We start from the raw sequence: 22999 nt of genomic DNA on the forward strand, positions 1-22999 counted from the left end.
AGATACGATTGAAAATGGGTAAAGGGAAATATGCCGTACAATGGGACTGCCAGCATAATTCATTATGGCCGCCTTTCCAAACGCAAGACGGGTTCTATTGATGTAGCTATCCTATGGCTAGCCGAAGTCTTAAAGGGTTACAGCACGGAAAACCCTGTTTTTGGGCTTCAGAAGGTTGGGTAGGCTTGTGCAACACAAAACTGGGGTCTTGCCCCAGTTCTGCGTTTATAAGAGTGGATCATTTACCGTTGGGCCAGACCAAGACTATGGTTTGTCCAAATCAGCTCTTTGCTTTCAAGGCTTTTCTTTTCCCAATTGGCGGCATCATCATAATATTCGGCCAATTCTTTGGTGTATCGGATTTTCCCTTCTATCCCATCCTCATCTTCGGGAAAAATGAACTCCTCCTGGATAGCGTACACACCGGCATCAAAAATTTTGGAAAGGCGTGCTACCTGATAAAGGGAATCCTCCTTTTGGAAGAAATAAATACGACCGCCTTCCACACCACAACCCTCAGCCACGTAATCTACATAGAGCATGGCATCAATTTGCGAAAGTCCTTTATTGCCCTGGACGGTAAGATAAAATTGGGGGTTGTCCAATCGAACGGATTTTTCAGTGAATTTTCCATCACCTTTCAGTGTTCGGATCAGTAAATAGTCCTGCTGTGCGGACTTTGCCCTACCGAAGAGATGGGTGACCCCATGAACCGTTTTTTTCTCCAAAGCAATAAGACCACCAAGGATGTACCCTTCGGTTCCTTTGTAGTCCACCTTGTAGAAATGGGAATCGATTCCCTTGTAAGGCCAAGAGTTTTTGTGTTTTTCCAGGATGACCATATGGGTTCCAATTTCCAGTTTCCCAAGGATTTTGGATTCCACAGTGGGTGCTTCACGGAGCAGGACATCGTCCCCAAAAAGATAAACGACTTCGCCTTTTGTAAAATCACAGTCCTCATAGGAACAGTGCAATTTTTCTTGGGCATTGGTAAACAAACAGATGGCTAGTAAGGTAAGGATGGATAACATCTGTCTTGTTTTCATTGAATTAAGATTTAAAATGAACGTTTTGGTATGTACGCCGGGAAGATGGCGCAATGTTGTCAATGACGATGAAATGCCACTTTTTATGGATGAATGACCTCAATTATAAAAAGCTTAACACTAAACTCAAGGCGAGTTTACCGTTTTAGGGTCGTTTACAAAGGAAAAAGCCCCGAGACTACCCATCGGTTTGGGAGTGCGGGGCTTTCCAATCAACAAAAAACCATTACCCTCTTCTACTTTCCTTTCTTGATTTTTGTTTTTGTTGCGAATGCCTATACAGCTGCATTTTTTTCCATTGATCGTATTGCTCGTTCGATAGTATTTCCTTGAGCTGTTTTTGCTGTGCGATCATTCGGTCCAATTTGGCATTCTCCATGGCATAACGTTCTTCTGCAGTTGGTTTTTTTAACTCGCCGGATTCTTTTTTGGCTTGCCGTTCCTCCATTTTTGTTTTGCGGTATTCCACTTCTGCCATATGGAATTTCATGACCTCTTGCTGTTGCTTTTCGGATAGATCTAGGGCCAAGGTCATTTTTTTGGTTTTTAAGGTGGCCAGTTGTTCTACGGTAAATTCTTTGTAGTATTTACCTTTGCCCCCAGAATGCCTTTGCTGCTGGGCACTTACAATTATTGTGGACGTTAAGGCAATGACCACAAACACTTTTGCATACTTCATGATATTAACTGTTTTTGATTTACACCTATGACCGTTACCAATCATAAAGGTTTAATGACAGTGAAGTAATTTATGAAGCTTTTAACAGGGGAACCTTAATTAAGGTCAACTTCCTCTTTCTTTTCCTCTTCAGGCTGATCTTGGGCTTCCAATTGTGCGGTTTGGGAAGCTAAAAAGGAATTCTGGAATTTTTGGTCCTGTTCAATATGGTAGTACACCACAGCGGCAACGATAAAGCAACCCAGATAGATTAGACTTTTGACTTTATAGGCTTTCATAAGTAGGATTTAGGGATTTTAAAGTTACGAAAACGATGGAATGCTTTTTTCAATATGTTGTCAACGGATGATTTTTGTAGGTGAATACATCGTTACTGACGATAAAAGGGGCAAACTTTGCGTTTGCCCCTTAAAAAATGGATTGCTAGGTGCCCCTTTTTACTAACTGGGGTCCAAAATCATATCAATACGTTCCAAGGCATCCTGAAGGTGATATCTGCTCATGGAATCCGAAATTCTTGAAAGACCATTTCTAATGTCCCGTTTCAGATTGTTCAATTCTGCACGTGCCACCGAACGGATATCCGATTGACTGGTATTTACGACCGTGGATTTTCGGTAACCTCCAAGTGCGGATAGCCTTTTCTGGTTTTCTGCCGTCATCAAATATTCAAGACGATCAATATGTGCCTTTTGTAGATTGCGCCTGTAGGTATCTATTTTTCTTCCGTTTCGTGTTTCGGACCATATCCCTCGGCGCATATCACGCATCATTTCCAAAAGCCCATAGGCCCCTTTTCCATTCATGGTTTCGTTTTCAATGATTCTTGCCATTTTACCCAAGTGCATGATATTGTTCAATGTTCCGACCTGCAGCGCCCGAATGCGTTCTACCGAACCGGAATACTGCACCTTGTTGAAGATCTCTTGGTCAAGTAACCATTCCGGGGTTTCAAAAAGCTGGGTTTGGATAAATTCCATACACTTTTTTTGATGGTCCGTGGGGACATGGGTATAGACGGCACCTTCTTGATCGGCGGTCTTGTAATATTCATAAACACCGCCAATATTGTTGGAAACGTGTCCCATATATCGTCTAAATTGGTTTACAACCTGACCGTACATCGTTTTTAGATCTTCATAGTCCTTACCGTCTTCCGTGGTCCATTCCATAAGACTGGGAATTATACGCTTAAGATTGGCAATACCATAGGTACTGGCTTTCACCGCATCGTCCCCCAAATCTTCCGTTTGGGAACTTGGATCATGGACATCCCCTACTTGTTGATGGCCAAAACGATACATGGGATCATCCGCATATTCTAAAATCCACTCATTTAAAATGGGTTTTTCCTCCTCTGCCGATTTCCCCAAAATGGGACGGTATCCCCAGTTGATTGAGTGCTTGTCATAAGGACCAATATCGGGCATTAAGGCCACCCCATCATCACCGGGCTGTGCTACATAGTTAAAGCGGGCATAGTCCATGATGGAAGGTGCGGTCCCATATTTTTTGGTAAAGGTGGCCGAACGCAGCGAATCCACGGGATAGGCTACGCTGCTACCCATATTATGTGGCAACCCTATGGTATGGCCTACTTCATGGGCGGAAACAAAGCGGATCAAGCGTCCCATGATTTCATCCCTGAACTCCATGCTTCGGGCCTCGGGATTTATAGCTGCCGTTTGTACAAAGAACCAATTGCGAAGTAGCGACATTACATTGTGGTACCAATTGATATCGGATTCCAAAATTTCACCGCTCCTCGGGTCACTGACATGGGGCCCGTTCGCATTTGGAATTGGCGATGCCAAGTAGCGGACCACGGAATACCGAACATCCTCGGGGGACCATTCGGAATCTTCTTCCGGTGTTGGGGGGTCTTTGGCAATGATGGCATTTTTAAATCCTGCGGCTTCAAAAGCTACCTGCCAATCTTCAATGCCCTGTTTAATGTAAGGCCTCCATTTCTCGGGAGTGGCCCGATCAATATAATAGACAATCTGTTTTTTGGGTTCCACCAATTCCCCGGCTTTAAATTTCTCCACATCTTCATCTTTTACTTCCAGTCGCCAGCGATCTAAATAACGTACCGTCTTGCTCTTTTGGACATCGAGGCCATAATCTACCTGTCCCCTGGCAAACCAACCTACGCGCTCATCAAAATAGCGACGTTGCATAGGTTCTTCGGGCAACAAGATCATGGAATTATTGATTTCAACTGAAATTGAACCCATGCTTTGATTGCTTGGAGGTTCCTTAGCAGCATAGGTTTTTACATGACGTGCCTCAATATTCAAGGGGTAACTTTTTATGGACTCAATATAACTGCGGTCCCCGTCCATGCGACTCACTTTGTATCTTTTCCTAAACCTATCTGGCATACCCAAAGGATTCACATCTTTGGTGAATAAGGGATCTATTTCGATTACCGTGGCCGGATTCAAGGAATCCTTTTTGTTGAATGCTTTAATATCGAAGGCAAAAAGCACGGGTTCAAAATTGGAATTCACAACGGCCTCATGAATGGGAAGGGAATCCGCCGCATAATTTCCATAAGAGACCACGCGCAACAACACCTTTTTTGGTTTCTTCTCCCAGCGCAAGACCTGAGTATTGATCTTTCCCCCTCCAAAACCGATTCCCGTAGCGGTTTTGGAGATTCGGCTCACCATCAACATTTCCCTTTGAAATAGGGAATCCGGAATTTCGTAGTAGTGTTTGTCCTCTACCTGATGTACCTTAAAAAGGCCGTCATCGGTTTTGGCATCTTTGGTAATTACTTTTTCATAGGGCTTAATGGCTCCTTTTTTAGGTTTTTCCGGGGCCTTTGTTTCGGTTTTTTTCTTCTTTTTTTTGAAAAGTTGGGCTTCGGAAGTTTGAAATGAGCCCATAAAAAGGAAAAGGATTACGATCCTCACCAACAATTTTTGCGTCATTTTGATTAATTTGAATATGGTGTATTCGTTCAAAGAACCAAAAAATTACCTAAGAAAAGTGTTAAAATCATATTAACTAATTTTTTTTTGCCGGTCGATATTAACCTTTGGGAATCCTGCATTTTATTGATGGTTTGGCTCAAAACGCCCACTATACTTGTGCTAAGAGCGTATTGAAGTTTTGTTAAAATGAAGTGATCGACTGTAACAAATGGAAATTTGAGCAGTCTTATAAGCATTAACATCAATCATCAAATCAATCGAAAAATGAACAAGTTATTATTAATTTATGGGTGTCTATTAATGAGCAGTAGCCCCATAGCAGAAGAACAAAAAAGTGCGGTTCCTGTCTTTCAGGCCAGTCAAGAAACCAACCGTAGCTTTGAGAACAATTTTGCGGCCCTTACTGTTGAGGCCGATGTAGTTGAGGAAGCTTCCCCTTACGTATGGACTTACGAGGAAAGCAAGACTTATGAGTTGAATTTGGACGATATTGATTTCATTGAAGAGGAGTCCGAGGTAGATTTAGGTTTTGAAACCGAAGATTACCTTCCTGAAGGATTTGATCCCTATGAAAGCTTTTTCGATTTGAATTCCGTCATATATATCAAAGATAACACCGAAGTTGACCTTGGTTTTGAAACCTGGGACTATTTGCCGGAAGGATTCGATCCCTACACTTCCACTTTTGATATCAACTCCGTTAACTATATGGAGGAGGAAACAGTGGAACTGGGTTTTGATACCGAAGATTATCTTCCAGAAGGCTTTAATCCCTACGAAGTATACTTTGATATAGACACTGTGCATTACGTGGATATGGAAAAGGTGGAATGGGAACTTGGTTTGGATACCAAAGAATATCTGCCGGTAGACTTTGATTCCTTTCCAAATACGGTTGCCCTAAGTGCCATCAACTACATTGAGGAAGAAGAAATTGATCTGGGTTTTGATACGGCCACGTATCTCCCAAAAGACTTTGATCCCTATACAGGGTCAAACTAGGTAGGATGTTTTCATTTTATCAAATTTTTGAGTTAGTTAGTCAAGGATCCCGGCGAATCGCCGGGATTTTTGTTTGTTTCCATGGTAACGGGGTCCAATACGGGGAATTAACAAAAAAATAACGAAAAAATCGACGAAATGTAGTTGTTAAAAAATGGGGCCAAATGTTGCCAACTTGGCAAAAAAGGAATGCTAATGATGCCACCTCCATAAAGGGGCAATCCTTTTGTTGACAATACTTTTCCTACAGTATTTTTTGGGCCTGTTAACGAAACTGAAAAGCATACTAAAGTTGAATTTTAAGCGTATTACCTTTGTCAACCATTACTAAAAAATGACGGTTATGAAGTATCAAAAATATCTTGTTTTAACATTTGTGGCAGCGTTGTTCTTGCCCATGTTAAGTGCAAAATCGGCTGAAATGACAAAAGGGGAATTCAATATAGATTCCGTGGATTATATTGAATTGGATCAACAAACGGAACTTGGTTTCGAAACCTCGGACTATTTGCCTGAAGGTTTTGATCCCTACCAAGAAGACGTTTCCATAAAGAGTTTGAATTTTATTGAGGAAGATGCCATAGACTTGGGTTTTGAAACCAAGGATTATCTTCCAGAGGATTTTAATCCATACAAAGAGTAGATTTCAATAGAGTGTATTAGAGTTAGTTAGTGAAAAAGCCCCGACCGTGCGGTCGGGGCTTTTTTTATGCCCATTTTTCCAAAATCGTTGGTACTTGCTAAAAGGCAGACCTCAGTTTTGTTCGGTTTGATCAACTAATTTGTCCGGTTATACCACAATTAATTGTTTAAGAGCACGCCCTTTCTGAATTTTGGGACAATCCAGCTTTACGCCAAATCAAACATTTGTTATGAAGACTTTTAAATCCGTGTTCTCCTTACTACTGATGGTGTGTTTGACCCTCCCCATGCTCATGGCGCAAAATGAGGTCAGCCAACGTGAAGTTATTGCCCTATTGGAGTTAAAGGCGAAAACCAAGGGTCATTTATGGACCAACGAATGGGATCAGAGTAAGCCGATTTCCACCTGGCACGGGGTTACGGTCAGAAATGGCAAGGTAGTGGGCCTACATCTATCGAACAACAATTTACAGGGTAGGATTCCTATTACCATTGGCAATCTAAGACATTTGGAAGTCCTGGATTTGTCCAACAACACCATTGGGGGAAAAGTTCCGGGATTGTTCAGAAAATTGAAAAACCTGAGAACCATCAATCTTTCGGATAATGCCTTGGCCGGAAACATCCCCAATACCATTGGTAAGCTAACGCGTCTTGAAGAACTCAATTTGAACAATAATACGTTTATGGGCGAATTGCCCCAGGGAATCAATGAACTCTCCCAATTAAGGACTTTGGCAGTGGCCAACAACAATTTGGAAGGGGCAATCCCCCTTGGTATGGAGCAATTGAAAAAGCTGAAACGGCTTTACCTGGCCCATAATGGATTTACCAATTTTGATGCACTGCGAAAGCTTTCCCAACAACAATTGGTCATGACCGATTTTGTGGTGAGGAAAGGAGTTGCCATACCCATCGACTTTAAGACATCGCCGGAAGGTTTGTCCAAATTGGAATTTGAGGAACTACAGGAGTAGTATTTGGACAGCAGCACAATATATAGCCCAGTTTTGGGCTTTTTTTGTTTAGAAAAGTAGGGGGACCACAAATTGAAAGACCAGAATTAAAAGGCCGACGGATATTAAGTTTAGGACGATGCCAACCCGGGCCATTTGGGGCACTTTTACATAACCACTGGCAAAAACAATGGCATTGGGCGGCGTGGCCATAGGCAACATAAAAGCACAACTACTGGCCATGGTCACGGGAATCAAGAGATAAAGGATGGGAAGGCCAAGGCCAATGGCAATACCGGCCACTACCGGAGCTAAAACCGCAACCAGGGCGACATTGCTCATGAGTTCCGTCATGAACAACATTAATAAGATGAGCAGTGAAGCGGTAAAGAGGATACTGATTTCGCTTTGGGCAATCGCATTGGCCACCAAATCCACAATACCACTGACGGACATACCCTTTGCCAATGCCAGTCCTCCCCCAAAAAGAATCAATATTCCCCAGGCCAATTTGGAAGTGTCTTGCCACCGAATAATGAACTCCCCTTTTTTGGCATTGTAGGGAACCGCAAAAAGGGCAATGGCCGCAAATATGCTTATCATGGTATCCGACAATCCCAATGTTGGGAAAACCGAATTGATAAGTGTTCGGAAAATCCATAGAAAAACGGTTATGCCAAAAATGACCAAAACCATTTTTTCCTTACCGGAGGTAGGCCCTAATTTTTTTAATTCCTCATGAATGACCTCTTTGGAAGCATTGAACTGTAGATCTCGGTTGGGGAACATCCACCGGACCAGGACCAAATAGGTAATACTGATCAATAAGGCAGCGAAAGGAAGGCCCAGGGTCATCCATTTTAAAAAGGAAATCTGGATGTTATATTCATTTTCCAATAACCCGATCATTACCGAATTGGGGGGCGTGCCGATAACGGTAGCGATCCCTCCCGCATTGGCGGAGAAGGCAATGCCCAGCATGACACTGAGCGCAAAATTTTGATCGTTTTTGGTGAAGCCATCCTCATCATTGATCAACAGGCCAATGACCGAAAGGGCAATGGGCAACATAACCACGGTACTGGCCGTATTGCTGATCCACATACTTAATGCGGCCGTGGCGATCATAAATCCGAGTACCACTTTGTTTGGGGTGGTTCCCGTTAACCGGATAATATTCAAGGCAATGCGTTTGTGCAGATTCACCTTCTCCAATGCCAAAGCCATAACAAAGCCCCCGAAGAATAAAAAAACAATGGGGCTACCGTAGTTTGCCCCAACCTCTGCGATAGGCAAAATTTTGAGCAAAGGGAATAGGAGCAGCGGCAATAAAGCGGTAACGGAAATGGAGACCGCTTCGGTAATCCACCAAAAGAGCATCCAAACGGCTACGGCAATGACCAAATCCCCTTTTTTGGATACCAGTTCAAAAGGGAGACCAAGAAATACAAGAAAAACCAGGGGCCCCAGGATCAGGCCCATTTTTTTGCTGAGTTCCATTGGGACCCTAAGCTAAAGGATTTCTATCAATGCCGAAAGAAAAGTACTTACTGTTTTGTCTTTGCAAAAAGTCCATTTTCATTTTTTTCTACTTGAAACAATCCTAGTTTCGAAAGGTTTTTGGTGCTTTTATCCCATTTTTTACCGCTAAGTCCGGTTGCGGTTTTTAATTCTGCCAAAACCATTTCGCCTTTTGGTTTTAGGATGTCCATGATAATTTTTTCCTCCTCGGTCAATTCCACCTGCTTTTTCTCGGGTCGCATTTGTGGGAAGAACAGTACTTCCTGGATACTGGAGTTATCGGTCATGAGCATCACTAAACGGTCAATGCCAATCCCGATTCCAGAAGTTGGGGGCATTCCATATTCCAGGGCCCTAAGAAAGTCCTGATCAATGAACATTGCCTCATCATCCCCTTTTTCGGAGAGACGTAGTTGTTCTTCAAAACGTTCGCGTTGATCTATGGGGTCGTTCAACTCAGAGTAGGCATTGGCCAACTCTTTACCATTGACCATCAATTCAAAGCGTTCCGTGAGTCCTGGTTTACTGCGATGGGCTTTCGTCAACGGGCTCATTTCTTTGGGATAATCGGTGATAAAAGTGGGTTGGATGTAATGGTGTTCACATTTTTCACCAAAAATCTCGTCTATCAGTTTCCCCACGCCCATGGTCCCATCGACTTCAATGTCCAAACCTTTTGCCGTTTCGCGGAGTTCTGCTTCACCCATGCCGGAAACATCGATGCCCGTATGTTCTTTAATGGCCTCCAAAATAGGGACCCTGGGATAGGGCGCCTTGAATTCGATGGTATTATCCCCAACGATTATTTTCGTGCCCCCTGTAGCATCTTTGGCTACTTTTTCCAAGAGCTGCTCCGTGGTCTCCATCATCCAATGGTAATCCTTATAGGCCACATAGAGTTCCATAACCGTAAATTCCGGATTATGGGTGCGGTCCATCCCCTCGTTCCGAAAGTCTTTGGAGAATTCATATACCCCATCAAATCCGCCTACAATCAAACGCTTTAGGTACAGCTCATTGGCAATGCGCAAATACAAGGGAATGTTCAATGCGTTGTGGTGTGTTAAGAAAGGCCGGGCCGCAGCACCTCCGGGAATGGGTTGAAGGATGGGGGTTTCCACTTCCAGATACCCCCGTTCATTATAAAAATCCCGAATACTGTTCGTGATTTTGGTGCGCTTGATAAAGGTTTCCTTTACTTTGGGATTTACGACCAAATCCACATAACGTTGTCGATAGCGCAACTCGGGATCATTGAATTCATCATAGACCTTTCCATCGGCATCCACTTTGGGTAAAGGCAAGGGACGCAGGGATTTGCTTAAAATCTTGAAATTTTTGACCATGACCGTTTTTTCCCCTACCTGAGTGGTGAAAAGGGTTCCCTCCACTCCGATGAAGTCACCGATGTCCAACAGCTTTTTGTAGACCTCGTTGTAGCTTGTTTTGTCTTGTCCAGGGCATATTTCGTCACGGTTAAAATACACCTGAATCCGTCCTTCACTATCTTGAAGCTCTGCAAAAGAGGCCTTTCCCTGAATGCGACGGGACATTAACCGACCGGCTATGACCACCTTTTTCCCTTCCTCAAAACCTTCCTTTATGTTTTTGGAGTTGGTATCAACGGGATAGAGCACAGCGGGATAGGGATCAATGCCCAATTCCCTTAATTTGGTCAGTTTTTCTCGTCGTACAAGCTCTTGTTCGGATAATTGCATAGCCAAAAATTAAAGCGCAAAATTACACTTTTGCGCTTTAATTCATAGTATGGGACCATGGCTTAGTTGGCGTAGTTGGGTGTGTAGTCCAAATTGGTCAGGATCGCCAACAGATCCTCTTCCAAGGTATCCACAGGTCGCTCCACAATGCGATTTGTCTCCACTCCGTTTTTTAGAAGGATTAGCGTGGGGACACGTTTTATATTCCACCCTATTTCCTCTCCATTAGGCCCTTTTTTATAGTTGTCCTTTCTTCGGTCCAACGCCACGATTTTCAGTTGCTTTTCCGGAAAATTGGCCGTTTCGAGTATTTTAAGCATTCTTGGGACCTCCCGTTTACTGTCCCCGCACCAGGTACCAAGGAACAATACAACCTCGTGCTGGTTCAGTTCCTTTTTAAATAGGGACACTAGATTTTCATCCACAGGATAGGCCTCATAATTGTTTTTGTACCAGGTCTGGTACGGTGATGCCTTTAAATTGGCCTTACTTATTTTACCCAAGAGAAAGGGGTCCCCATTGGGTGTTGCTATCTCTTGGTAAGCGGTCTGTGCCTTCAGTTGAAAAACAAGGGCAATGCTCATTAGGAAAAAAAGATTTTTCATGATTTTCAGTTTTTCCCGAAAATCACCAAGAAACACTTTTTGGGAAAGGGGATTGGGTTGGAAATAGGGACTAGACCCAGGTCGAAATCAATGTTTTCCCTTGTAATAGGAAAAAATCTCGTCCCTTGAGGACATCCCCAGCTTTTTGTAAAGACTGTTGATATGTGATTTTACCGTACTTAGGCTAATGAAGAAATCCGTAGCAATTTCCTTATTGGACTTTCCTTCCAAAATGGCGTTCAACACTTTTCTTTCCTGTGGGGATAGCGCATCAAAAGGATTTTGGTTTTTTGTGCGTTTCCATCTGCCATAGGAATAGAGGACTCCCTGAATGGCGGCAATTCCCAGGACAACATATAGGATATGAATCAGTTTAAAACGGGCTCCAATGGTTTCTTCATCAGCAATAAGGGTCTTATCGGCTTTAAGCTCTTTTTGGAACTGTTGGGTAAAGCTTGCTGTGGGGTAGATTTCCCCCAATCGTTTTTTTAACCCCTCATAATAAGGGCTCTCTTGTAGATCCTGAAGGTAATACGGATAGGTTTCATTTCCCCTGTTCGATAGAAAGTTATAGACATACAATTCGGCCAGGGGTTCCTCGGTATTTAGACTCGTGATTTGAAATTGCCGTATCCATTTTTTATAGGTCATGTTTTTGGCAACCTCAGTTTCTTGTTCCAGTACATCCACGATCAGTTCTTCTTTAAGCAAATCCAATTGTAACAACGTAGCGGACATATTGTTTGTGGAAACGATTTCGCAGAAAGCCTGTTGGTCCATTCCCAAAGGCAGGGACAGGGTATCCCTGTTGTTTGCTATGAACAGTATACTTTCCATAGCGGGACAGAAACCCATGATATGGTTTTTATCACCGGTACTGCTTTCACAGGCATCCACATGAATCCTATAGATTCGATTGGTTTCAGGAATTGCATTTCCCGAAAAGGAGAAGTATCCAAGGGAGTCCGCAATGGTTTTCTGAAAAACCTGGTCCAAATACACCCGGGAAGTCCTGCGATAATCCTCCACCAAGGACAAATGGACCTCTTTGTTCGCAAAGTCTTTGGAGACCTGTCCTTTAAAGTGAAATTGGGCCCGGGAAGCCCCAAAGATCAAAAGGGTAAAAAGGAGAAAAGAAAATCGCATTTAAATCGTCTTTTTCTGTAACAAGTTACGTTATTTTTAGACCTATATGGTACATCAATCAAAATCAACATGAGTCTTATAAGGGTATTATTAGCCATCATTTTTCCGCCACTGGCCGTCATTGGAAAGGGGTGCGGATCTTTTCTTATAGTGCTGCTTTTAACACTATGCGGTTGGGTTCCCGGTGTCATTGCCGCTTTGGTTATTCTGAACAATCCCAATTGAAATGGCCGTGATTAGTTTGGAAAAATCCTGTCGAAAGCCGGCAACAGCCGTTCCATTACCTGTTTGTATGCCTTCCCGGACAAGTGCAAGCTATCGGGAGCGATCAAATCGGGTTGTTTAAGGCCTTCCCTGCTAATATCCGTAATGTCAATGAAGCGCGAACCCCTTTCAATTGCTGTGTTCCGTGCAAAAGTATTGTAGTCATCAATTTGGTCCGAAGTGGTCCCTCCAAATTCATAAATCCTGCCCCTTGGTGAATAGGTATAGTCCGGTATTGAAATAACGATGACCTGTCCAGGTCGATTTTCAGCAAGTGCTATGGACCTGTCCAACAGTTTTTTGAATTCGTCCTGGAATACTGAAAACTGTATGCCCTGAAATTGATTATTGACGCCGATCAATAAAGTGACAAAACTGTATTCCTGTCTTTTTTTCCCTTCAATAGCCCGTATTAAGTCGTCGGTACGCCAACCATTTGTGGCAATAACCTCAAGATTTACCGAAACACCGACCCTATTGTTTAACGTCAATGCCAACTGTGAAGGATAACTGTCCCTGGGATCAATTCCAGTCCCAATGGTGTAACTGTCTCCCAGGGCCAAATAAAAATATTCATTTTCCGCCATGGGAACCTCCCTTGGGGTTTCCCCTTGTTCCCTGGCCTCCGGCTCAGTGATGGGAGATTCGGATAAGGTGGTATCGCTATCGGAACAAGAAACTGCCAATAACAGAAGTAGCATCCGTAATGGGAAAACAACGCTCTTTTTTTTCATACACCTCAAAACTCACATAAAAATAAAGAAATGACCAAGGAATTCATTGGTATGCAGAGCAGATATATTTATTCTTGAAGGGTCTGGCGGTTTAGGACGGAATGGTCTATCTTGCAAACTAGTCAACCTTTACAAAACGAATTCAACCAACCATGAATTTTTCAAAACTTTTGGGAATTTTAGTGTTTTCCACACTGTTGCCCTCCTGTAATTTTACTGAAGAGATTTACTTTAATGAAGATGGTTCCGGGAAATTAAATATTCATTTTGATGGAAATGAGATGATGGCCATGTTAGCGTCCATGGATTCAACGCTTTCTACCGAAAAAGCCATCGATTCTACATTGGTTTTCAGGGATTTATTGGAAGAAAAGAAAGATAGTATAGCGCAATTGCCTCCCGAAGAGCAAGCAAAATTGAAAAAATTGGAACCCTTTAGTATCCGTATGGTAGTGGACCATGTAAAGGGCACGATGAATTTTGATATGTACAGTGAGTTTAAAAAAGTGTCGGAGGTCAATGATGCCTTCAACGCTTTTCAAGAAGCAGGATCACTTGGGCCTTCCATTGGCCCGGACAGCACCTCCCCCATGAAATCCAAAACGCCTACAACCCAGGTAAACTATGCCCTTAGGGGCAACACTTTTACCCGAAAGATTATCATTGTGGATCAAACTATGTTTGAACAGGAATTGGATAGTTTGCAAGGCGCGGAAATGTTTCTTTCCGGGTCGACCTACACCTTCAAGTACCATTTTCCAAAACGTGTGAAGCGTGTTAATGTGGAGGGTGCAACCTTTTCCATGGATGGAAAGACCATGGTATATGAAGTGAACTTTTTGGATATGATGAAAAATCCAAAATCCATGGACCTAAAGGTGGAACTGGAGAACTGATCGGGGCTTCGTATTTTTGTAGGATGAACAAGAAAGTCCTACTAGAAGATTTAGGCCAAAAGGATTACCAAGAAACCTGGGACTATCAAGAATTTCTTTTTAAGGGAATTGTTGATGCCAAGATCAAGAACCGAAGGGAAGAACGGAATCTGCCCACACCCAACCATTTTTTATTTGTGGAGCATCCACATGTGTTTACACTTGGAAAGAGCGGTGATATGGAAAACTTGCTTGTGGATGAAGGGGTATTGGCCGAGAAAGGGGCAAAATTTTATAAGATCAACAGGGGGGGTGATATTACCTATCACGGGCCGGGACAGATAGTAGGTTATCCCATTCTGGATTTGGATAATTTCTTTACCGATATCCACAAATACCTTAGGTTCCTGGAAGAAATGGTGATTTTGACCCTGGCGGAATACGGACTTAAGGGAGAGCGTTCTGAAGGTGAAACCGGGGTTTGGCTGGATGTGGGTACTCCATTTGCCCGTAAAATATGTGCCATGGGCGTGCGCGCCAGTCGTTGGGTGACCATGCATGGCTTCGCCTTTAACATCAATGCGGATTTGGGCTATTTTGATTTAATGATACCTTGCGGCATAAAGGATAAGGCCGTTACTTCCTTAAATATTGAACTAGGAAAGGAAAGGGTTGATATGGAAGAGGTAAAGCAAAAACTTCTTCGGCACTTTGAAACGCTGTTTGAAGCGGAATTGATAAAAAAAGGAATCCCAATCTAGGTTGGGGCTTGTCGATTTTCCTTTAAAGTCCAAATCATATCGGTTCTCATTTCTGGATAAGCGCTGAATTATTTTAGCGTGAGTTCGATGTAAGAAAATTACGTCATTTTGAGTGTTTTTGCGACAGCAAAAATGTATCGAAAAACCTGCCTGCCCTGCAGCCGGCAGGCAAGTGATTTTCTTGCAAAATCCTAATTTCGATACAATTTTTCTTCATTTCATTACGAAAAACCACTCAATTTGACGGATTTTGGTTGATAAAAAATGATATCGAAAACTCACGTTATTTTAAAGTATGGTGTAAAAGAGAACTTTTTTTGAATATCCGTGCGTACAAAAGGTTACGTCAACCTGAACTTTTACACTGAGCGCATTCAAAGCATGTTTCAGGTTTTCATCATAAGGAACTAATATTCAGTATAATGGGATTCCGAAGTGAATCGGGAATAACTCAAAAAATAATAGTGTGACACAAAACGGGCACTCAAAAACTTTTATCGGGTTACTTTGAGTATGGAAATGGTATTAAAGTTCCTCTATTTGAGCCCCCAAAACGTGGAGGGTATTTATGCTTGAATCCAAATCAGATATGATTTGGGTCCTGGTTGCTTCAAAGTTCCCTTTCACCTCATTAAAAACAGTGCGATAGTAAGTAATGCCATCTTTTAAATTGTTCGCGAAGGTAGATAGGTTCTTCTTTTGCTTATCGGTAATGGCTTCTTTGGCTTCGTCTATTTTCTTTTGAAGAAAATCAATATAAATGTGCAATTCCTTGATGAACATGTTAGGGCGATCATCCCTGTTGATTACATTGATTCTTCCGTAAATATGATCTATCAACTCCTTCAAAACCATTACTTTGGAGAAATAGGCCATATTTGGCCCAGGGCAAATGGAAACTCCAGGACCTTCGGTTGTTGTGTCCAATCCATGGGCCAACAGGGCAGAAGTGCCCAAACCAACGCAAATGCAAGATTTCTCAACTATTTTCCAATATTCCAATTGATATTGTTCCTGTGGGAGCTTAAGATTGTCAAGTTCTTTTATTTTTAAATGTTGATAAAGTCTTGAGGCCACACAAATTCCCAGATCGGTCATCTCTTTGTTTAATGCAACAAATTTTTTCGGGCATGGGCTTCCCGGCCTTCCTTTGTCCATAAGGGCAAATTTCTCTTCATCTTTTGTGTTCCCTTTTAAGCTATGGAAAGGAATACCTAAAGGTGATATGTCACTTAGGTACAAATCATCTTCCTTGGCCTCAATAAGCCTTGCCATAGTGGAATCATCAACTGTAGTTGCTTCTGGGACCAAAAGAAAGGGAGTGCCCCAACCTACGGAATCAACATTGTAGTGCTCCAATAAAAATGCATGCTCTTCTTCGGTGCCCACGCCACCTTGTGCCGTTATCTTAAGGGTCGGCGGAGCCTTTGGCACCACATGGTTTTTATTCTCCAAAGCTGATACCAAAATGTCATAAACGGATTGTATTAGGCTGTCCCTATTTTCTTTGAATTGATTTAAAATAGGTCCCAATAAATAGCCATCGGTAGCAAATGCATGCCCCCCACAGTTGAGTCCTGATTCAATGCGGTATTCCGATACCCATATTCCTTTTTTTGCCAAGAATTTCCCTTGTATCAACGCAGATCGGTAGTCGCTTACCTTCAAAACGATTTTCTTTTTTATGTGCCCGTTTTCATCTGGATGGAAATCTTCAAATTCCTCCAGATAACTATAGAGTCTTGGGTTCATTCCGGCCGAGAGGATTACTGATGAATGTAGGCTACTTTTGGCATAGCCCCTAAGCGCGGCATGGGCATCATTGAATTGGCTGGGAAGCCGTTCTTTTTTGATATAATTTTCTTTATCCACCTTGGTCATGATATTGACATCAATACTGCCCATTGGCATATGCTCCTTTACCCAATTTCCAACTTCATCAAGATTGAAATAATCCTGGGTCATTTTTATAAATTCCTGTTTGAGTTCAGATGAATTGGGCAGCATATTGAAATATTCCTTGATGCCATTGGCCGTTTCCACGGTAGTGTTTTTAAACTCCTCGAATTTTTTTTGGGCAAGGTCCTGTATCAAGTCCAGATAGGACGTAATGCGTTTTGCCCTAAAGTCTTCCATTTTTTCAGTAATTTCATGATAGGGCACCTCGAATTTTTCACAATACATCTTTCGTAGCTTTTCAAGAAGGATGTCATCAACCAAAGAGATCACGGAGTCTATTCCAAAACAGGAAACTTTTAAAGGAGTATCTACAGTAAATCCGATTCCCATAACGGGAATATGGAAGGAATGTGCATTCGTCATTTAATCAATTGTTTAAGTCTTTTGTTCAGCAAAATGCTTATGGAAAATTTTCACGGTATTGTGAAGTATATATATTTTAAGACAGATTTGGCCACCACAAATTTTTGGGTTTTCACACTTACAGCATATGATTTATATCAGGTTTAAAGAATATGATCATATAGAGGTGATTTAAACTTTTTGGACTGAAGTGAAAATTAGTGGCTTTGTGTCCAGATGAAGGGCCGCCTGAACGGAACGGGCAGGCTTTTTAGAGCTGCACCCGCTTGTATTCTGCATGTGATAAAGGATAAGGCCGTTACTTCCTTAAATATTGAACTAGGAAAGGAAAGGGTTGATATGGAAGAGGTAAAGCAAAAACTTCTTCGGCATTTTGAAACGCTGTTTGAAGCAAAGTTGTTTAACGGGCAAACCGCGGTCTAGACCGCGGTTTGCCCTTTCTATTTGGAAAGGGTTTCCAATTCCATTCTACTTTCCAGTTTCCCATTTTTGGAATACGTCTCTTGTTTAACGATTCCCACTCCTTTGGACAGCCAAATTTTATCGCTCATTTCATGATTTGCCATCATCATTTTGGAAGAGGTGTTCGCTGAGATAACAAAACAATCAAAAGTGCCCGCTGGGGCGGTCACGGATTCTTCACCCACCACTGTGCGGTCCGTGGTATTGACTTCAATCTTCATGTTCATCCCACCCATGCTCATGTTGACGTTGATATTGGCATCGGCCAATTCCTGGCCAATAGACAAGGTGTTCGGGATTTCAATATCCGTCCCGGTAATGTCCATTTCAAGGTTCATTGCTTCATATTGTTGTTGCATCTGACTTGGGAAAAGGCTTTTGAAGTCAATTTTTATACCATCTCCCGTACAGGTCATGGTGTAGTCCGATTCAAAGGCATTTTTTCCTTTCGCATCTTCAAACCTCATTTTCATGGTCGCAGAAGTGTTGCTGCCATTGTTGTTCACATTGGTTACGGTATAGGCGGTGGTTCCTTCCAACTTATTCTTTTTATTGTACAAATTATAGGTGTAAGAGGTGCCTTCAGCCATTGGATAATAGGTGCTGCAATTGTCCTGTGCTTTAATTGCCATAATGTATAGGAACAATGAAAGAATGGTCACAAACTTTTTTTTCATGGTCGGATTTATTGTTTTATGAATTCAACACGCCTGTTTTGGGCCTTGCCCTCGGGAGATGAGTTTTCAGCAACGGGTTCCAATTCACCCTTGCCTTCCGTGATCAAACGGCTGCCATCAACACCGTAAACGCTCACCAGGGCACTTTTTACGGCATCGGCCCTACCTTTGGAAAGTTTCATGTTGGCATCGTCCGCACCATCACTATCGGTATGTCCAACAATTTTTAGGTTAATACTACCATCTTGTTGTAAGACTTGATAAATCTGTCTTATAATTCCCATGGATTCAGGTTTTATATTGGTAGAACCCGAATCAAATAGAATTCCATTGGTAGATATCTTTCCCTCTGCAATAAGCTTTCGTCTTAAGTCAACACCACCTTCGGCAATTTTAAGGTTACCAATTAAAACCCTTTCGTTCCTGGTCTCCAGATCGGTTCCGTCAACCTTGAGCTTTAGATAGTTGATAAGTTCCGGTTTATAGATGAACTGGGGAAGGTCCGCTATCTTACTCTCGTTTATCCACAGGCGATATCGGTTTTTGTTCACGGCAATTGAAATATGGATGATGTCCTGATATACGTTCCTTAAATCGCGCGCCAACCTATTGGAAATAGGACTTGGGTTGTCCTTGAACCTGTTGGTTACCTGAACACCAATGGCAATGTACTGGCAAAAATTCAGCGTACTGCTTGCATAGCTTTCATTTAGGGTAAGGTTGGGGGTTTCCGTAAGGTAAATCTCCAATCTCGCCCCTGAACCGGTTTTTTTCGTAAGATTTACAACTTTAAGGTCAAACTCAACGGTATAGTCCTCCGGTAGCGTATTCGCCAGATTGGGCAGCGTTATGCTCCTATTGGTAATGGCGTACCATTTTTCCTGGGAGTCTCCCAAGGTTACAATTTCACCGCCCCCATTGGTATTCCATTTGGAAGGGAAATCTCCGATAAAATCGTTGGCAAAATCATCAAAAAACAAGGGTTTGTCACCGGGCACGTAATCAAATTTGCTGTATACCTGTATTGATTTTGTCCCGCTGGGAGCCGGTTCCCCATTCTTGGTATCCGATTCGGTATTGGGGGATTGGCCACCACCGTTATTAGGGGCCTGGGGGCTGTCTGGGTTTGGTGGCGTTTGCTGTCCCTCTTTTCCCGGCTCCAATATGGAATCCAGGGCTTGGTCGGTCTTCTTTGAGGACTCTTGCTCAACCCGTCGTTCAACGGTTCGTTCAGCGGCTTTTTGTGCCTTTTTACCAAGTTTCTTTAAAAATTGTCCATGGGCCGGTATTGAAAAAGCGGTAATCGTGAGAACAAGCAGTACGGATCTAAACGTCGATTTCATTTTCTTAGGTGTTTTAAGTGTTTGGCCTAAGGAATTAGGCAACTCAAAGTATTAAAAAATGAAAATCGAACAGGCTGTGAATGTATCGTTTACATTGAATTTTGTGTGAAAGGGAGTTAATTCAGGGTATACACGATAATGGAATTTTCCTGGTCTTTGGCCACCAACTCCAATTTTTTGTCGTTGTCCATATCAATAAGGTCAACTACTGAATTTCCATATACCGGAAAATTTGGGATGGGCTTTGCCTGGCTATCGTACAAATGGATTTTTTGGTTCTGTAGGTCCGTTACGGCCACATATATTTTATCATTGATATAGAATATTTTGGGTTTGGTATATACCCCAAGCTCCAACTCCACTTTCTTTCCTTTAATGTTCAAAATATTGTCATCCATGAATACCAGGGTTTTACTGGTAGCGAACATCCCGTGATTTTCCCCCAAATTGAATTTGGTCGCAGACAATTTCCCTTTGATGTCCACCTGATGCAATACCCCTTTTTTATCCGTTACGGAGAACTTGTTCTTGTACAGGAAGACCTCATTGTCAGAGAAGGCAATGGTCCTATTTACGGTAATACGATTGCCTCCCGCACGATGCAGGATTTTTAATTGGCCATTTTCCAATTGAAATACCAAATAATCCTTTTTCCCCATCCTAAAATGCTTTGGGTTGGAAATGATGGGACTTTCAGCTTCGGTATAGGTGAATCCGGATACAATATCCCCGGCACTGTTATACATGTATACCTTTTTGCCCTGGGTCACCACAAATCGGTAATTTCTGTTTTTTTCATAGTCGAATACCGCCAATGGATTAAGGTTGCCTCCTTCAAATTTTTTGTTGAAAGGGGCAACTTCCTCTCCATTTCTGTCAAGGACCAAGAATTGGTTATTGGTACAGAAAGCAAGTTGCAGCTTTCCATTTTTATAGATATCCACCTGATGGATCCTTCCTTGAATTTTCCCCTCCAATTGTCTTTTCCATAAAACCTTGCCTTCGGTGGAAATGAGATACAGATAGTTATCCTGATCCTGCACCACAACCTCATGCTTGTTGGTTCTATGGTTTTTTACAAAGTGAGGGTCGGTAACCAGGTCACTGTCCAATTCCAAATTGAAAATTGGAGCTACGGATTTGTTGGCGGGTTCGTTCTGGATTTTGGTGACCAACAAATTGAAATGTGAAAAATCCCTATCGTTTATCAACTGGGCGGCAAATCCTATTTTTTCCAAGTTTTCTGCTTGAAGTTCCTTTGCCAAATTTGGATTAAAGTGTTGCCCCAGGAAATGGTTCAACCCTTTTTCCCCAGAAATGAAAAGTAGCGAAGATTCACTGCCAATTCTGGATTTCACTTCTTTGTACAGACTTCCTTTGTCAAAGGTGAAACCACTTCGTTTATTCGCAATGATATTCTGCAATGCACTTAGGTCCGTGGCAAAAATATGGGCATTCTCAAATACCGTATAAAAGTTTGATTTGAACTTTTTTGTGAGAGGACTGAACAGATCTTCCACAAATTGATCGTCGTTTAATCGCCATATTTCACTTCCCTGATAGTTTGTGGCATTCACCTTTGCACTTTCAAGAATTGGGTTCAAGCCCTCGTCATCTATGGCGTGTACCACTACTGCTTTCCCAGCATTAAGATAGATTACGCCCACTTCCTCTATGTTCAAGGCCATATCTTTTTTTAGCGATACCACATCCAAAAAGTCCTTTTGGTTATTGAGGAACACCTCATGGTCATTAAAGGAAAAACTGGCTATGGCAAATGCATTCTGTGGTGCTATGGAGGCCGTTCGATCGACCAGCGGAGCAGTGCCCTTGAACAAATTGATGAATTTTTTGGTGGAATCATTGGCGACGGCCACTCCACTGAGCAATAAATCCCCCTGTTGTGTAGTGAAATCCGTAGAAACCCAATCTGCAAAAATGTCCATGTTGGCTTCATCCAATGTCTTAAGTTCCGAAGAGAGTAGGGAGTTGGTCTGCATATTGAAAAAGAGCGATGCCGATTTAAATGTGTTCGCTGTTTGGAACAATCTTTCGAGGGCTTTCGGAATCTGATTTTCACCTTTTGTCCGGATGACATTTTCCAAAAGCAATTGGGAGGAACTCACTACGGATTTGCCATCGATGGCAACAGCATAGAACGTGCTATCATCGAGTTGATATGTGGTGATTTGTCGATTTTCATAGCTTAGGGTCTCCACTTTCCTTTCGGTGTAACGCTCTAAATTCAATGGAATGGAGTCCAATGCCTGAAGTAGGATAAACTCATGATTATCTTTCCCAACCGGGTAAAACGCCAAAATTGAGTTTTGCCCAATTTTGTTGAAATCCAGGGCATCCATTTTTCTTCTGATGGAAGCAAAAAGGGATGTGGCTTTCATCTTATCCATAAAACCGTTGTTTTTAAGTTCGCTCTTAAAACTGTCCGGGTGGTTAATTTTTATGAATACCGTTGCGTTGGGTGGAAAGTAATTTAGGTCGGATTCCGTTTCCTTCTTTTCAATGGTACATGAAAGGACAAGTAGAAAAACCAGTAAGATGCTGAATTTCATGCAAAGGACTTTAGCACAAAGTTACAGCCTTTACCCAAACTCTAAAGTCAATTGTTCAGGTAGCTGTTTAAAGCTTTTGCGGTGGTATTTTGTCAGGCCGTGTTTTCGTATGGCTTCCCTATGTTCCTTTGTAGGGTATCCTTTGTTCCGTATCCAATTGTACATGGGGAATTCTTCGTGGATTTTGGCCATATAGGCATCCCTATGTGTTTTTGCCAATATTGATGCGGCAGCAATACTAATGAATTTGGAGTCACCTTTTACAATACAGCTATGCGCGATACCATTGTAGGGCTTGAACCGATTTCCATCAACCAAAATAAACTCCGGTTCCTTGGTGAGTTGCTGTAAAGAGCGATGCATGGCCAATATGGAAGCATTTAAAATGTTTATGGAATCGATCTCTTCTTCGTGCACGTGGGCAATTCCATAAGAAATGGCCCCTTCTTCCAAAATGGGCCTTAAATGGTCGCGTATTTTTTCCGAAAGCTGTTTGGAATCGTTCAGCGATTCATGTTCAAAATCTTTGGGTAGGATAATGGATGCGGCAGTAACCGGACCCGCCAAACAGCCCCGACCAGCTTCATCCGTTCCGGCCAATGTATTGGGAAACCTATATTTTTTTAGCATTCAAGAACTTTAGGGGTGGCCATAAATTCATTGGACAACACTAATCCAATGTGTTAAAAAATTAACGATTTTACTATAAAAGGATCATTAGCACGAATTATCAA

Annotated in this window: 20 protein-coding genes and 1 pseudogene; 7 read left to right on the plus strand and 14 right to left on the minus strand. The window is 42.3% G+C overall.

Annotated features, from left to right (window positions below):
• Window positions 1-242: 242 nt before the first annotated feature.
• The 4 genes from L0P88_RS14085 to L0P88_RS14100 form a co-directional block, all read right to left on the minus strand.
• Window positions 243-1046: an SH3 domain-containing protein gene (locus tag L0P88_RS14085; RefSeq protein ID WP_247130559.1), complete on the minus strand. Its 804-nt coding sequence runs from the start codon at window positions 1044-1046 to the stop codon at window positions 243-245.
• A 226-nt stretch (window positions 1047-1272) separates the two neighbouring features.
• Window positions 1273-1725, minus strand: coding sequence for a hypothetical protein (locus tag L0P88_RS14090; RefSeq protein WP_247130560.1), 453 nt, complete (start codon window positions 1723-1725; stop codon window positions 1273-1275).
• Window positions 1726-1820: 95 nt separating this feature from the next.
• Complete coding sequence (locus tag L0P88_RS14095) at window positions 1821-2003, minus strand: hypothetical protein (protein WP_247130561.1); 183 nt, start codon at window positions 2001-2003, stop codon at window positions 1821-1823.
• Window positions 2004-2165: 162 nt separating this feature from the next.
• Entirely contained in the window at window positions 2166-4664 is a 2499-nt protein-coding gene (locus L0P88_RS14100; RefSeq protein ID WP_247130562.1) for a zinc-dependent metalloprotease, read from the minus strand.
• 267 nt (window positions 4665-4931) lie between these two features.
• On the opposite strand from L0P88_RS14100, the gene L0P88_RS14105 reads away from it, so the two are divergent.
• The 3 genes from L0P88_RS14105 (at window position 4932) to L0P88_RS14115 (ending at window position 7288) form a co-directional block, all read left to right on the plus strand.
• Complete coding sequence (locus L0P88_RS14105; RefSeq protein ID WP_247130563.1) at window positions 4932-5669, plus strand: hypothetical protein; 738 nt, start codon at window positions 4932-4934, stop codon at window positions 5667-5669.
• 343 nt (window positions 5670-6012) lie between these two features.
• Window positions 6013-6312: a hypothetical protein gene (locus tag L0P88_RS14110; protein WP_247130564.1), complete on the plus strand. Its 300-nt coding sequence runs from the start codon at window positions 6013-6015 to the stop codon at window positions 6310-6312.
• Window positions 6313-6541: 229 nt separating this feature from the next.
• Window positions 6542-7288 (plus strand): leucine-rich repeat domain-containing protein, encoded by a 747-nt coding sequence (locus L0P88_RS14115; RefSeq protein WP_247130565.1) that lies wholly within the window; start codon window positions 6542-6544, stop codon window positions 7286-7288.
• Between the two features lie 48 nt (window positions 7289-7336).
• Here L0P88_RS14115 and L0P88_RS14120 read toward each other — a convergent pair whose 3' ends face one another.
• The 4 genes from L0P88_RS14120 to L0P88_RS14135 all read right to left on the minus strand — a co-directional run bounded on the left by L0P88_RS14120 (window position 7337) and on the right by L0P88_RS14135 (window position 12257).
• Entirely contained in the window at window positions 7337-8767 is a 1431-nt protein-coding gene (locus L0P88_RS14120; protein ID WP_247130566.1) for an SLC13 family permease, read from the minus strand.
• A gap of 47 nt (window positions 8768-8814) precedes the next feature.
• Entirely contained in the window at window positions 8815-10506 is a 1692-nt protein-coding gene (gene lysS, locus L0P88_RS14125) for a lysine--tRNA ligase (protein WP_247130567.1), read from the minus strand.
• Window positions 10507-10568: 62 nt separating this feature from the next.
• Window positions 10569-11111 (minus strand): thioredoxin family protein, encoded by a 543-nt coding sequence (locus tag L0P88_RS14130; RefSeq protein WP_247130568.1) that lies wholly within the window; start codon window positions 11109-11111, stop codon window positions 10569-10571.
• 87 nt (window positions 11112-11198) lie between these two features.
• The gene (locus tag L0P88_RS14135) at window positions 11199-12257 is read right to left on the minus strand and encodes a response regulator transcription factor (RefSeq protein ID WP_247130569.1); all 1059 of its coding nucleotides are present in this window, start codon (window positions 12255-12257) and stop codon (window positions 11199-11201) included.
• A 69-nt stretch (window positions 12258-12326) separates the two neighbouring features.
• Between L0P88_RS14135 and L0P88_RS14140 the strand changes: the two genes are divergently transcribed.
• Window positions 12327-12482: a YqaE/Pmp3 family membrane protein gene (locus L0P88_RS14140; protein WP_158775665.1), complete on the plus strand. Its 156-nt coding sequence runs from the start codon at window positions 12327-12329 to the stop codon at window positions 12480-12482.
• 11 nt (window positions 12483-12493) lie between these two features.
• On the opposite strand, the gene L0P88_RS14145 is transcribed toward L0P88_RS14140, so the two are convergent.
• A complete protein-coding gene (locus L0P88_RS14145; RefSeq protein ID WP_247130570.1) occupies window positions 12494-13255 on the minus strand; it encodes an SGNH/GDSL hydrolase family protein in 762 nt (253 codons plus the stop codon).
• Between the two features lie 152 nt (window positions 13256-13407).
• On the opposite strand from L0P88_RS14145, the gene L0P88_RS14150 reads away from it, so the two are divergent.
• A complete protein-coding gene (locus L0P88_RS14150) occupies window positions 13408-14151 on the plus strand; it encodes a hypothetical protein (RefSeq protein ID WP_247130571.1) in 744 nt (247 codons plus the stop codon).
• A gap of 23 nt (window positions 14152-14174) precedes the next feature.
• Window positions 14175-14891 carry a lipoyl(octanoyl) transferase LipB gene (gene lipB / locus L0P88_RS14155; RefSeq protein ID WP_247130572.1) on the plus strand — a complete coding sequence of 239 codons (717 nt, stop codon included), beginning with the start codon at window positions 14175-14177 and terminating at the stop codon, window positions 14889-14891.
• Between the two features lie 525 nt (window positions 14892-15416).
• On the opposite strand, the gene L0P88_RS14160 is transcribed toward lipB, so the two are convergent.
• On the minus strand, window positions 15417-17213 hold the full coding sequence (locus L0P88_RS14160) for a hypothetical protein (RefSeq protein WP_247130573.1): 1797 nt from the start codon (window positions 17211-17213) through the stop codon (window positions 15417-15419).
• Between the two features lie 282 nt (window positions 17214-17495).
• Between L0P88_RS14160 and L0P88_RS14165 the strand changes: the two are divergent.
• Window positions 17496-17636: pseudogene (locus L0P88_RS14165) on the plus strand (lipoyl(octanoyl) transferase); the annotation flags it as partial.
• A gap of 17 nt (window positions 17637-17653) precedes the next feature.
• Here the strand turns inward: L0P88_RS14165 and L0P88_RS14170 are convergent.
• The 4 genes from L0P88_RS14170 to L0P88_RS14185 all read right to left on the minus strand — a co-directional run bounded on the left by L0P88_RS14170 (window position 17654) and on the right by L0P88_RS14185 (window position 22895).
• Complete coding sequence (locus L0P88_RS14170; RefSeq protein WP_247130574.1) at window positions 17654-18352, minus strand: hypothetical protein; 699 nt, start codon at window positions 18350-18352, stop codon at window positions 17654-17656.
• A gap of 8 nt (window positions 18353-18360) precedes the next feature.
• Window positions 18361-19695, minus strand: coding sequence for an OmpA family protein (locus L0P88_RS14175; protein ID WP_247130575.1), 1335 nt, complete (start codon window positions 19693-19695; stop codon window positions 18361-18363).
• Between the two features lie 116 nt (window positions 19696-19811).
• A complete protein-coding gene (locus L0P88_RS14180; RefSeq protein ID WP_247130576.1) occupies window positions 19812-22265 on the minus strand; it encodes a ribonuclease HII in 2454 nt (817 codons plus the stop codon).
• A 30-nt stretch (window positions 22266-22295) separates the two neighbouring features.
• A complete protein-coding gene (locus tag L0P88_RS14185) occupies window positions 22296-22895 on the minus strand; it encodes a ribonuclease HII (RefSeq protein WP_247130577.1) in 600 nt (199 codons plus the stop codon).
• Window positions 22896-22999: the final 104 nt, after the last annotated feature.

Source organism: Muricauda sp. SCSIO 64092, from assembly GCF_023016285.1.
GTDB lineage: Bacteria > Bacteroidota > Bacteroidia > Flavobacteriales > Flavobacteriaceae > Croceivirga.

Bases quoted from the DNA above. Each gene is read 5' to 3' on its own strand.
- L0P88_RS14160 (WP_247130573.1), bottom strand. From the start codon at position 17,213: ATGACGAATGCACATTCCTTCCATATTCCCGTTATGGGAATCGGATTT.
- lysS (WP_247130567.1), bottom strand. From the start codon at position 10,506: ATGCAATTATCCGAACAAGAGCTTGTACGACGAGAAAAACTGACCAAA.
- L0P88_RS14180 (WP_247130576.1), bottom strand. From the start codon at position 22,265: ATGAAATTCAGCATCTTACTGGTTTTTCTACTTGTCCTTTCATGTACC.
- L0P88_RS14135 (WP_247130569.1), bottom strand. From the start codon at position 12,257: ATGCGATTTTCTTTTCTCCTTTTTACCCTTTTGATCTTTGGGGCTTCC.
- L0P88_RS14120 (WP_247130566.1), bottom strand. From the start codon at position 8,767: ATGGAACTCAGCAAAAAAATGGGCCTGATCCTGGGGCCCCTGGTTTTT.
- L0P88_RS14095 (WP_247130561.1), bottom strand. From the start codon at position 2,003: ATGAAAGCCTATAAAGTCAAAAGTCTAATCTATCTGGGTTGCTTTATC.
- L0P88_RS14130 (WP_247130568.1), bottom strand. From the start codon at position 11,111: ATGAAAAATCTTTTTTTCCTAATGAGCATTGCCCTTGTTTTTCAACTG.
- L0P88_RS14110 (WP_247130564.1), top strand. From the start codon at position 6,013: ATGAAGTATCAAAAATATCTTGTTTTAACATTTGTGGCAGCGTTGTTC.
- L0P88_RS14185 (WP_247130577.1), bottom strand. From the start codon at position 22,895: ATGCTAAAAAAATATAGGTTTCCCAATACATTGGCCGGAACGGATGAA.
- L0P88_RS14175 (WP_247130575.1), bottom strand. From the start codon at position 19,695: ATGAAATCGACGTTTAGATCCGTACTGCTTGTTCTCACGATTACCGCT.
- L0P88_RS14150 (WP_247130571.1), top strand. From the start codon at position 13,408: ATGAATTTTTCAAAACTTTTGGGAATTTTAGTGTTTTCCACACTGTTG.
- L0P88_RS14145 (WP_247130570.1), bottom strand. From the start codon at position 13,255: ATGAAAAAAAAGAGCGTTGTTTTCCCATTACGGATGCTACTTCTGTTA.
- lipB (WP_247130572.1), top strand. From the start codon at position 14,175: ATGAACAAGAAAGTCCTACTAGAAGATTTAGGCCAAAAGGATTACCAA.
- L0P88_RS14115 (WP_247130565.1), top strand. From the start codon at position 6,542: ATGAAGACTTTTAAATCCGTGTTCTCCTTACTACTGATGGTGTGTTTG.
- L0P88_RS14090 (WP_247130560.1), bottom strand. From the start codon at position 1,725: ATGAAGTATGCAAAAGTGTTTGTGGTCATTGCCTTAACGTCCACAATA.
- L0P88_RS14100 (WP_247130562.1), bottom strand. From the start codon at position 4,664: ATGACGCAAAAATTGTTGGTGAGGATCGTAATCCTTTTCCTTTTTATG.
- L0P88_RS14140 (WP_158775665.1), top strand. From the start codon at position 12,327: ATGAGTCTTATAAGGGTATTATTAGCCATCATTTTTCCGCCACTGGCC.
- L0P88_RS14085 (WP_247130559.1), bottom strand. From the start codon at position 1,046: ATGAAAACAAGACAGATGTTATCCATCCTTACCTTACTAGCCATCTGT.
- L0P88_RS14170 (WP_247130574.1), bottom strand. From the start codon at position 18,352: ATGAAAAAAAAGTTTGTGACCATTCTTTCATTGTTCCTATACATTATG.
- L0P88_RS14105 (WP_247130563.1), top strand. From the start codon at position 4,932: ATGAACAAGTTATTATTAATTTATGGGTGTCTATTAATGAGCAGTAGC.